10 protein-coding genes and 2 pseudogenes are annotated in these 9,593 nt (G+C 70.3%); 5 read left to right on the top strand and 7 right to left on the bottom strand.

Annotated features, from left to right (window positions below; genetic code table 11):
• Nucleotides 1-186: 186 nt before the first annotated feature.
• A complete protein-coding gene (locus ACZ7C5_RS37705) occupies nt 187-462 on the top strand; it encodes a hypothetical protein (protein ID WP_470324431.1) in 276 nt (91 codons plus the stop codon).
• A gap of 86 nt (nt 463-548) precedes the next feature.
• Here the strand turns inward: ACZ7C5_RS37705 and ACZ7C5_RS37700 are convergent, their stop codons facing one another.
• Nucleotides 549-743 carry a hypothetical protein gene (locus ACZ7C5_RS37700; RefSeq protein WP_401081436.1) on the bottom strand — a complete coding sequence of 65 codons (195 nt, stop codon included), beginning with the start codon at nt 741-743 and terminating at the stop codon, nt 549-551.
• A 402-nt stretch (nt 744-1,145) separates the two neighbouring features.
• Between ACZ7C5_RS37700 and ACZ7C5_RS37695 the strand changes: the two genes are divergently transcribed.
• Nucleotides 1,146-1,607, top strand: a complete 462-nt coding sequence (locus tag ACZ7C5_RS37695; RefSeq protein WP_470324430.1) for a pyridoxamine 5'-phosphate oxidase family protein — start codon at nt 1,146-1,148, stop codon at nt 1,605-1,607.
• A 206-nt stretch (nt 1,608-1,813) separates the two neighbouring features.
• Here ACZ7C5_RS37695 and ACZ7C5_RS37690 read toward each other — a convergent pair whose 3' ends face one another.
• The 3 genes and pseudogenes from ACZ7C5_RS37690 to tpx all read right to left on the bottom strand — a co-directional run bounded on the left by ACZ7C5_RS37690 (nt 1,814) and on the right by tpx (nt 4,246).
• Entirely contained in the window at nt 1,814-2,797 is a 984-nt protein-coding gene (locus tag ACZ7C5_RS37690) for a hypothetical protein (RefSeq protein ID WP_470324432.1), read from the bottom strand.
• Nucleotides 2,798-3,169: 372 nt separating this feature from the next.
• Nucleotides 3,170-3,360: pseudogene (locus tag ACZ7C5_RS37685) on the bottom strand (IS5/IS1182 family transposase); the annotation flags it as partial.
• Nucleotides 3,361-3,745: 385 nt separating this feature from the next.
• Nucleotides 3,746-4,246, bottom strand: coding sequence for a thiol peroxidase (gene tpx / locus ACZ7C5_RS37680; RefSeq protein WP_401081430.1), 501 nt, complete (start codon nt 4,244-4,246; stop codon nt 3,746-3,748).
• Nucleotides 4,247-4,826: 580 nt separating this feature from the next.
• Between tpx and ACZ7C5_RS37675 the strand changes: the two genes are divergently transcribed.
• The 3 genes from ACZ7C5_RS37675 to ACZ7C5_RS37665 all read left to right on the top strand — a co-directional run bounded on the left by ACZ7C5_RS37675 (nt 4,827) and on the right by ACZ7C5_RS37665 (nt 6,654).
• Nucleotides 4,827-5,000, top strand: coding sequence for a hypothetical protein (locus ACZ7C5_RS37675; protein WP_401081427.1), 174 nt, complete (start codon nt 4,827-4,829; stop codon nt 4,998-5,000).
• Nucleotides 5,001-5,530: 530 nt separating this feature from the next.
• Complete coding sequence (locus ACZ7C5_RS37670) at nt 5,531-6,079, top strand: SigE family RNA polymerase sigma factor (protein WP_401081424.1); 549 nt, start codon at nt 5,531-5,533, stop codon at nt 6,077-6,079.
• Nucleotides 6,076-6,654 (top strand): PASTA domain-containing protein, encoded by a 579-nt coding sequence (locus ACZ7C5_RS37665; RefSeq protein ID WP_401081421.1) that lies wholly within the window; start codon nt 6,076-6,078, stop codon nt 6,652-6,654. Before ACZ7C5_RS37670 ends, ACZ7C5_RS37665 begins: the two co-directional genes overlap by 4 nt.
• Before the next feature lie 585 nt (nt 6,655-7,239).
• Here the strand turns inward: ACZ7C5_RS37665 and ACZ7C5_RS37660 are convergent.
• The 3 genes and pseudogenes from ACZ7C5_RS37660 to ACZ7C5_RS37650 form a co-directional block, all read right to left on the bottom strand.
• Nucleotides 7,240-7,593, bottom strand: a complete 354-nt coding sequence (locus tag ACZ7C5_RS37660; protein WP_470324429.1) for a hypothetical protein — start codon at nt 7,591-7,593, stop codon at nt 7,240-7,242.
• A gap of 470 nt (nt 7,594-8,063) precedes the next feature.
• Complete coding sequence (locus ACZ7C5_RS37655) at nt 8,064-8,477, bottom strand: resolvase (RefSeq protein WP_401081415.1); 414 nt, start codon at nt 8,475-8,477, stop codon at nt 8,064-8,066.
• Nucleotides 8,478-8,553: 76 nt separating this feature from the next.
• Nucleotides 8,554-8,982 (bottom strand): annotated as a pseudogene (locus tag ACZ7C5_RS37650) (recombinase family protein); the annotation flags it as partial.
• Nucleotides 8,983-9,593: the final 611 nt, after the last annotated feature.

Below are 9,593 nucleotides of genomic sequence, written 5' to 3'. Positions count from 1 at the left end.
GGAGGCCAATCGGCCCCCTCGCTCAGACCCTTTTGCCGACACGCCCTCGGTGGGGCCTGGGACCGCACCGAGGGCGTGCGTCTAACCGGTACGGCCCGGCGCGAAGCCCTGGCAGACTGCCCGTCATGTCCAACTCCTATGCCCAACCCATCCTGCGTACGGCGGACCGCGAGGAGGCACTGCAGGTTGCCGCTCGGTCGCTGGAACTCGCCGACACCCGTCAGCTCGATGTGGGACTTCCTCGGCTGGCCCGAGGCCCCTGACATCGGCCTTGGCGCCGGGGGTCCCAGGGGCGCCTACGTGACCGTCTGCGCGAATGCCCGGGATGTCGACCTGGAGGAGCCGGCGGCCGACCACACGGTGTTCGTGCACGTCAAGCAGGCCGAGGCCGAACGTGCTCCATGGCTGGCGACGCGGATCGGCCTGACGGTGATCGGCGAGCTGGTCATGGCGCCGTGGTGATCCGGGCTCGACGCTGACGTCCATCGGTGGCCGCATCCCTCACACTCGAGCCGGTTCGGATGCGGCGACGCCCCGCGATAGCCGCCTCAGTCTCCGCCACAACCACTTCCGCAGCCTCCGCCGCCGCAACCTCCGCCCCCACCGTCGCCCCAGCCCCCGCCGCTGCTGTCCCCGCCTCCACGCTTGCGACGGGATTTCCTGCCCGGGTCGTCGCTCCGCAGCATCAGGCTGACGACCTTGATGACGATCAGGACGATGACAAGAATGACGATGAAGCCCATCTGACCGCTCCCCCCCATGACGTGCCGCACGAGGTGCACCACGGGCAGCGGCCGATCGGTTCTCCGCGAACCCGAACCGACGGGCTCGCGGGACGCGGGATCAGCCGCGCCAGTTCTTCCCCCAAGCCGGCGGCGGTACTTCATTGTGCTCGCAGGCACTGACACCGAAACGCCGTCAGGTTGCCGGCTGTTTCTCGCGACGCTGTCGCAGCCGGCGTGCGGGCATCAAGGCATCGCCGGTGTCGGCGCTGGTCAGGCCTGGCACTGTCAGCCCTCGCCGCGCAGGGCGTACTCTGCCCCGACCGGCCGATCCCGATGCGGAGGCCGAGGGGCTCATCGGTCACCGGGAGTAGGTCCCTCGCCTGATGCGCGCTTCGGACCTGCTGGCTAACGTCGGCACTCATGCAGACCACGGGAATTGTTCGCCGCCAGACTGCGGAGCGTAGGCGCGACACTCTGGAACGGCTCGTCTCCGAGCGGGACGTATGGGTGTCGACAGCGCATCCAGAGCGCGGGCCGCACCAGGTGCCGCTGTGGTTCCGGTGGGACGGGCGAGCCGTGTGGATGTGCACCAGTGCCACTTCCGTGACTGCGCGGAACCTCCGCGAGGACCCGCGCGTGCGCCTGGCGTTGCCCGACACCTTCGACGTGGTGCTTCTCCAGGGTGAGGCGGAGTGCTTCCCGGACCAGGACGTCCCCGGAGACGCGGCGGACGCGTTCGCCGCCAAGTTCGGCTGGGACCCGCGTACGGAGGAGGGTTCCTTCCTGTACCTGCGCGTGGTGCCGACGAATGTGCGCGCCCGGTGTGGCGAGCCGGAACTACGGGGCAGAGTCATCATGCGCGACGGGACGTGGCTGGAATAACGGCCGTTCCTGATCTGCACATCGATACGGCCGTCGGCCGGAACACCGTCGTCGCCCTCGGACGAGACGTCCGGGACCGGGCCCGAAGCCAGTCGAGCGCATGCGGAATATCCTTCGGTGAGCCTGCCCGCCTCCTCGCGGAGGCGTACCGGGCGGCTCCTTCGTCCAACACGTGCCACGTCCGGGCCGAGCCGCGTGCTCAAGCCCTACTTGACGTGCTCCTGAAGCCATCCGGCGGTGTCGCAGATGCCCGGTTCGACCGTACCGGCGCAGTACCAGGGGACATCCCCGTAACCGCGTTCGAAGTACTGGACGGCGCGTGCCGGGACACCTTCGGCCTTGAAGGGCTTGCCCTGGGCGAGGATCTCCAGTGGAGCGCCGGGCGCGGCCTCGCCGGCAACGCGGTAGTCGGCCTTGAGCTTGAACGTGCAGGTCTCGTTCTTGGTGATCGCGTCGATCTTGAGGTTGCTCCCGGTCTGGTTCTGGCCCAGGGCGATCGACGCCCCCTGGAAGTACGGCTTGCCCTGTTGGCCGCCCTCGTCCTCGACCACCAGGACCTTGCTGCGTCCGGAGAGATCCAGTGCGAGATTCCTCATGGGGGATTCCCCCGCCGGGGGGTAGCGCACAACCGTCGCGGCATCGGCGGGAACGCAGTTGACGTCGTCGGCGGTGACGTCGTCGATGTTGACGGGAGCCGTCTTCCGGCTCTCCAGGCCCAGTCGAAAGGAGGTGGCAGTGCCGTTGTACGTGAAGTTCTCGGGCGCCCGGACCAGCGTGGGCTGGTCGGTCAGCAGCCGACCGCCCATCGGCCTCAACAACTCCCATACCTTCCGGACGTGTTCTCGGAAGTCGCGCGGGTTGACCGGGATCGCGGTCAGTGCCTGCTGCGCCTGGGCGGAGAGCGGCTTGTCGAGGACGATGTACCACGTGTTCGGGAAGCTGACGGGGTCGTACTCCTCGAACGTATCCTGGGTCACCGTGACGTCGATCGGCGGTCGTGCGCCGTCCACTTCCCGCTGAGCCGCGTCCTGATGACGGGCGGTGTCGACCGATCCCATGTTGTCGAGCTCGTGGGCCAGCCACCATCCTCCGGTGCTGCTCACCAGTGCGACAGCCACGGTCAAGGCGACGAACCGGACACGCCTGCCGCCACGGTGTGCGGCCCCATCCGGAGCGAGCACGCTGGTCACGTCGTCCAGAAGGCGCCCTGCCGTGGAAGCGGCCGGGGCCGGCACAGGGGGAGGGGAGGAAGGGGGAGCCGACAACGGCTGGGCGGTTGGTGGTAGGACAGGCCCTGCGACAGCACCAGGATCAGGGATGTTCGTGGATGACGGCGATGCCGGGGGCTGAACCGGCGTCACCCCGGGGCTGGATCCATCTGACGCGTTCGGCGGCGTGGTGGTCATGCGTTTCCCCCAGGAGACTGCTCCTGCGTATGGGCTTCGATGGTGCCGTAAATCGAGCCGCGAAGACACTGGTTTGACCCGTTTGTGGCTGTGGCAGGAGGTTTGGCGCCACGGCAGGCCGAGGTCTGGCACACTGCCGGCTTGCTGTGGGCAGAAGCGCTTGCGGTTGGCGATCTGGTCGGCGGGCTGGGGGATCACCGCCCGGATTCCGCGTCTGCGCAGGTGCTCACGGATGGCCCGAGACGCGTAGGCCCGGTAACCAGGGCCAGGAGGGGCCGGATGCGCGGCCGGCACCGGCCGTCCGCTGCCAGGTGGATCCCGGTGGTCAGCCCGTCGCGGGAGCGTCCGGTGGCGTGCTGGCCGGGCTCGTCGGCGGGGGCCCCTTCTGACGGGCCCCGGCCGCGTTCCGGTGGGTGCGTACGATAGAACACCACTCCTGTTTCCGATCAACCACAAAAGCACCCGTCATTCACGAAAAGTGAATGGTTGGTCGGGGGAAGGTGTTTTGGCTGGGGGTGGTGGTGGGTGGGTTTGCCGTGCGGGTTGGAGGGGGTTGGAGGGGGTTGGTGGTGGGGGGGGTCGTGGGGGGGCGGGTTTTCCCTCTGGGGTGTGGTGGGGTGGGTGTGCGGCGGCCCGCCTCCTGGGCCGTGTCCTTGGGAAAGGGGGTCGTGGCAGGGGGCGGGCCGTCGTGGAGCAAGGGGGTGGTGCGGGTCGGGGGTGGTGCGGGGTGGGTCAGTTGAGGACGGTGAGTGCGGCGTCGTAGTTCGGTTCGTCGGCGATCTCGGCGACGAGTTCGGTGTGCAGGACGGTGTCGTTCTCGTCGAGGACGACGACGGCGCGGGCGGTCAGGCCGGCCAGTGGGCCGTCGGTGATCGCCACGCCGTAGGTGTCGTGGAAGTCCCGGCCGCGCAGGGTGGAGAGGGTCTTGACGTTCTCCAGGCCTTCGGAGCCGCAGAACCGGGCCTGGGCGAACGGCAGGTCGGCGGACACGCACAGCACGACGGTGTTGTCGAGGGAGGCGGCCTGGGTGTTGAAGGTGCGTACCGAGGTCGCGCAGGTCGGGGTGTCGATGCTGGGGAAGATGTTCAGGACCTTGCGCTTGCCCGCGAAGTCCTTCAGGGACACGTCCGCGAGTCCTTCGCCGACGAGCGTGAACGCCGGTGCCTGGCTGCCGGCGGTGGGCAGCGCGCCACCGACCTGCACCGGGTTTCCCTTCAGCGTGACCTGAGCCATGAAAAGCCTCCTAGCGGTGGTGTACGGGATGCAACGCCGCTGATCCTACTGCCCGTTCCCGTCCCGTCCCCGCCGCGGGCCGCACCCCGGGGGACGGCACCCCGGGACGGGCCCCGGGGGACCTTGCCGCGGTCTTGTCGGTGATGTTTCCACCCACTCCGGCCTCGGGACTGGTAGGCGCGCATGTTGAAGTGTCGTGTGTTCCTGATGCCGGGCGATGGTGCTGTCACCGTGTGTGGTCGCCGGGGGCGTATCGGCTCCAGGTGCCGCCACCTCGGTGACGAGCCTGGTGGCGGTCTTGTCGTGGTAGCCGAGGGCCTTGGCGATGACCGGCGCGGGGGCTTGGAGGACGAGATGCCGGATGGCGGAGGTGCGTGCTCGCTGGGCCGGGACACCAAGGTCACGGAGGGGGCCGAGCAAGCTGTTCGGGTTCATCGGCTGGCCTGGGCGGCGGCCGGGGAAGAGCCAGCGGGGTGGATAGGTTCACCGCCGGTGCGTGGGCCGGGAGTGAGCGAAGGTAGCCGCGAACGAGAGCGGCGACAGGCTCGGGCAGGGGCGAGGGCGGGTCTCCGAGTCGGAGGTGGACCTGCTGGCCGTCGTCCAGGACGTCGCCGGTCGTCAGGCGGACGACGCGGGTGAGGGGCTGGGCGAACAGCAGGACGAGACTGGCGGCGACCCGGACCCCCAGCGGCGCGGTTTCGTTGCCGAGGACGCAACGGAGGGCGGTCAACCGCTGGTGCTGGCCCAGCGGTAGTGGGTTGGCCGTCGCTTGGTAGGGGATGGCCAGGCGCGGCATGCGCTGCGTGTCCATGCACCAGCGCAGGAAGGGTTGCGCCGCGCGGCGGGTGGCGTAGTGCTCGGTGTGCCAGGCGTCGAGATCGGCCTGGGTTGCCGTTGCCGGCGTGCTGCCTCGGTGGGTGAGCCAGGTGAGGAAGGCGCCGGCCTGGGTGGTCTGCTGGCGGTGGTCTGCTGGCGGTGCTGACGCTCAGCGGGCCGGTGTCGGCCTTGACGCGCAGCTTGCGGAGCTGGTGCCAGTGGGCGAAGTGCCGCAGGAACTGCTCGTGTTCGGGGTCCGTGGTCGCCGCGAGCCGTACGGCCAGCCAGCGTTGGAAGAGAAGGAGCTGGCGGTCCTGGCGGGGCAGGACGCCGCGGCGCGAGGTCCTGGGACACCCTTCCGTCCCAGCTGTGATTCACGTCACTGCCGGCGGCTCGGTGCAGCACCCGGCCCCGTTCCGCCGTCATGGGGGCAGTGATCGGGATGGGACGAGGAGAGGAGGTCGGCGGGTGAGGTTTCGCAGGAGCGGTCCGGGCAACGGATTCACGGAGTTCGTCGCACAGCGGTCGGGAGCGTTGTTCCGCACCGCGTATGCGCTGACTGGTGACGTGCACGTGGCCGAGGATCTGGTGCAGGAGGCACTGGAGCGGGCGTGCCGACACTGGCGGAAGGTCGAGGTGGCGGACTCGCCGGAGGCGTACGTGCGCAAAGTGCTGGTCAACCTGGCCAACGACCGCTGGCGGCGGCTGTCGCGCCTGGGCGAGCGCCCCGGGCTGTCGGGGGTGCCCGAGACGGCCGACCCCCGGGACCGGCTCGGGCAGGTGGATCTGCGCGCGGAACTGATCGAGGCACTGCTCGGGCTGCCGATGGGCATGCGCAGCGTGGTGGTCCTGTACTACCTGCACGATCTGGACGCCCGGCAGGTCGCCGACGTCCTGGACATCTCCTCGAGTGCGGTGAGGTCCCAGCTCGCCCGCGGCCTGGCCAAACTGCGCGATTCCGTATCGGGCGCCCAGGCGCCGCACACCCCGTCGGCCGCTTTCGGAGGTACGAAGTGAGGAACACGTCGTCCGGAGCCGCCCCGTTCGAGCCGGGCCTCGAAGACGAGCTGCGTGCCGCGGTGGCCTCCTTCGCCGACGGGCCGACGGCGCCGGTCGTCGACGCGGCCGCGATCGAGCGAGTCGTCAGCCGCAGCCGCACCCGCCGGGCGCTCCTCGGCACCGCTGCGGCGTGCTGCGTGCTGGCGTGCGCCACGGTGGGGTTCTTCGCGCTGAAGCCCGTGCCGCCCGCGCCCGGCGCCTCCCTGTCCCTGTCCCCACCGGCGAACGGGGCGTGCACCCCGCTCGCCACCGGCACCCCCAAGAGCGGAAGCGCCGATGCGACTCCGACACAGGAGCAGGAGCAGACCGCGGGAGCGGGCATCGCGCTGCCGGACCTGGCCGGCATGCCGGTCGAACAGGCCGGAAGCCTGCTGCGCGGACTCGGACTGAGCTGCACGATCATGCGGCACACGGACTGGAACGCTCCCGCCGGGCAGGTGATCAGCAGTGCCCCCCGGGGCGGCGCAGAACCGGTGGCACCGGGCTCGTCCGTCCTCCTGCTGGTCTCGACGGGCAAACCCGTCAGAACCTGAGCGCCCGGGCCCTTCGGCCCGCGCACCGGCAGGACGGCGCCCCGTCCTGCCGGGCAGGGGAGCCACCCGGAGCGGGGGAACGGCTGCGGATGGCGGGCTCCGATGCCGTCAGCCGCGCAGCTCGCTCGGCATCGTCTTTGGGTTGCGGAGGTCCTGCCCGAGGCGGCGGCCCCGACCTGCGCGTTCGCGGGCTCGGCGCGCCGCGTCCGCGCAGGTCGTACCGGACGCCGGTCGACCGGCGTCCGGTGGTGCTGACGCCCTATAGAAAGAACCGGGTAAAGAACCCGCCCTCCCTCCCGGAGCGGGAAGGGAGGGCGGGTGGGGGCGTTGCCCCGAGGAGGCCTGTCACCAGCAGCCGGGTACCGGCAGCGGCCGACGGTGGGCCGGGGCCCGATGCGTCATTTCGCCTGCGGGGTGACGACGGACACCAGCGCGGGGAACAGCACGGTGGCGAGCGCGATGGCGGGCAGGGCGGCGAAGCTGGGGGTCGATACTGGCGTATTCAACCGTCGCGAGTTGGCCCACCTCGTTCCGTCATTGCTACTGAACGTGACAGCCTTCTGGGGTCTGACCGGGAGAGGTGCGTCAGAGAGGAAGCGCGCCATCGACCAGGGCTTTCAGGTCTGCTGGTAGATCAGGTGAGTCCCGCCAGTGCTGGGCGATCAACAAGAGCGCAATCCACGAGTCGCACGCCTCGTCGTTCGGCTGCCCGGAATGCACCGCGTCGAGCACCGGCCTGCCGAGAGTGTTCACGACCTCGTACAGGGCATTTGCGACCTTGCTCACGTCGTCCAGGGGTGACCCCTCGGCATGCGGCGGAGCGCCGTCGAGCCGGATGGCGACCGAGGCGGCCGAGTAGGTCCTTCCATGGACGAAGTCCCGCAGGCTGGCAAGTTGCTGGCGGGATGGGAGAGGCGGCTGACCAGAACGTTGAGGCACGGCGTCACCCTATTCGGCACCGGAACGTCACTCACGTCCTTCTCGTCCGCTGGCCCCCGCACCGGCAGCGACGGGGCCCGGTGGCGGTGCGGCTTGCTCGCCCGGTCGGCGATGGCCTCCGCCGAGGGCTTGAACGGCCTCGGTACTGGTGGGCTCGCGCATTCAACTGCCGTGGGTTCCCCGGGGAGCCCAGCCCGTTGGTGACCGGGTGTGGTCGCCTGCGGCGTATCGGCTCCAGGTCCCGCCGGTCTCTCGGAGGAGTCGGCTGGTGGTCTTGTCGTGGTAGCCGAGTGCGTCCGCGACGACGGGGGCGGGCAGTTCGAGGAGTTGCTGTCTGACGGCGGCGCCGCGGGCGGCGGCGACTGGGATGCCGATCTCGCCCAGGAGCGCGGAGAGGTGGTCGGGGCGGGCTGGCTGGCCGGCTCGGCGGCCGGGGAAGAGCCAGCGGGATGCCTGGTTGGTGGCGGTGTTCAGGGCGTAAGGGCGCTGACCCGGTTCTCGTACTCGCGGTGCACCTTGCGCTGCGCCGGGATCGCGGGGAGGTCGTGGCCGCCGTCGAGCGGCTGGCAGCGGGTGAGGAACTGGCGGTGCACGGAGGGGACGGCGGTGACGCGCAGGGTGGTGTAGCCCTGGCCGCGCCGTACGGTCACGCCCTGGTCGAGCGCGGCTCGCTCGACGTCGTCCAGCCCGGAGCTCCGGAGGAAGTCGGCCACCTTGCCCGGCATGTCGAGGGTGACCGGCAGCTCCGGCGCCGGCGTCTTCTCCGCCGCGGCGACGCGCTCCGGCAGGAGGTCGTCGACGGCGGTGCGTACGGCGCCGCGGCTGACGTTGTGCTCGCGGGCCAGGGCGGCGATGGACTGGCCTTCCAGGAAGGCGGTGCGCACATCGGCGTCCGCCCTTGTTGCCCTTGGCCTCGGCGGCGCGCAGTCCGTCGTAGATCAGCTCACGCTGAAGGTCACGTTGGAGTTCGCCGGCGGCGGCGAGGGTCTGGACCATGAACTTCACGGTGGACAGCAGCTCGCCGGTGCGCGGGTGGCGGGCGGTGAGGTCCATGGCGGAGAACGCGCCGTCGTGGATGCGCAGGGCGAGCTGGTCGCGGTGCAGGACTTCGAGGACGTCGAGGATGTGCTGGTTGCCGCGCACGAGGCGGAACATCTCGGAGATGTGCACGGTGTCGCCCGGCCGCGCATAGGTGAGCAGTTCGCCGAACTTCGGGCGCTGGAGCGGGCGGAGGCGGCTGGAGGTGCCCGGGTCCTCCTCGAAGACGGCAGGGTTCTCGATCCCGGCCTCGGCGAGGACGAGGTCCTGGCGGGCGGTGGACTGTTGATCGGTCGACACCCGCTTGTAGACGAGATTGGCCACGCTGTTTCCCCGCTTCTGCCGCCGCATCGGACCCTTGGGTGTCATCTGACCCTGTCGTCATCCGTCATCGGATCTCATTGGATCGGAGCCGCCGTCGGGCCCCGGAATCACTGGGTTCATTGGACGCCCGCCGCCCCTGTCGTCATTCGATCGTTTACCGACAGCGACGACCCGCACGGTCGCGTCTCCGCGGGCCCCTCCGGCGCTGGAGCGGCTACGAATTCTAGCTTCGGATCAGGCTGATCGATCGGGGGCATAGCGGGCGAGCGTGGTCTCTACCGCTTGCTCGACGGCGTAGCGGATGAGCGACGTCTCCTCTTTCGGAGCCTTCACTTCCGAGCTGAGCGGGGCTTGGCCGGTTCCGCCGGCCGCCCGCGAAAGGCGGCGGGGACCGGCGGCGGATGGGCTTGTCGGTGGTGTGCCCAGGGGGTGTCCGCATCCGGGTGTGGGCCGGGATGCGGGTGGCGGTTTGGCGTTGTGCCCCGGCCCTGGCCCAGGCCCAGGCCCAGGCCCCGGCCCCCACCCACCCACCCGACCCGGGGCGGGGTGGGTCAGGTGGTGGGGCTGGTCTGGGTGGTGGTGGCGGCGTTGCCGTGGGTGGCGGCCCAGGTGCCGAGGGTGGCGAGGGGGGGTGAGCA

The organism is Kitasatospora sp. NPDC036993 (genome assembly GCF_055607525.1).
Note: the sequence above shows the minus strand (reverse complement) of the source record. Positions and strands in the feature narration are given on the sequence as shown.

Bases quoted from the DNA above. Each gene is read 5' to 3' on its own strand.
- ACZ7C5_RS37700 (WP_401081436.1), bottom strand. From the start codon at position 743: ATGGGCTTCATCGTCATTCTTGTCATCGTCCTGATCGTCATCAAGGTC.
- ACZ7C5_RS37695 (WP_470324430.1), top strand. From the start codon at position 1,146: ATGCAGACCACGGGAATTGTTCGCCGCCAGACTGCGGAGCGTAGGCGC.
- tpx (WP_401081430.1), bottom strand. From the start codon at position 4,246: ATGGCTCAGGTCACGCTGAAGGGAAACCCGGTGCAGGTCGGTGGCGCG.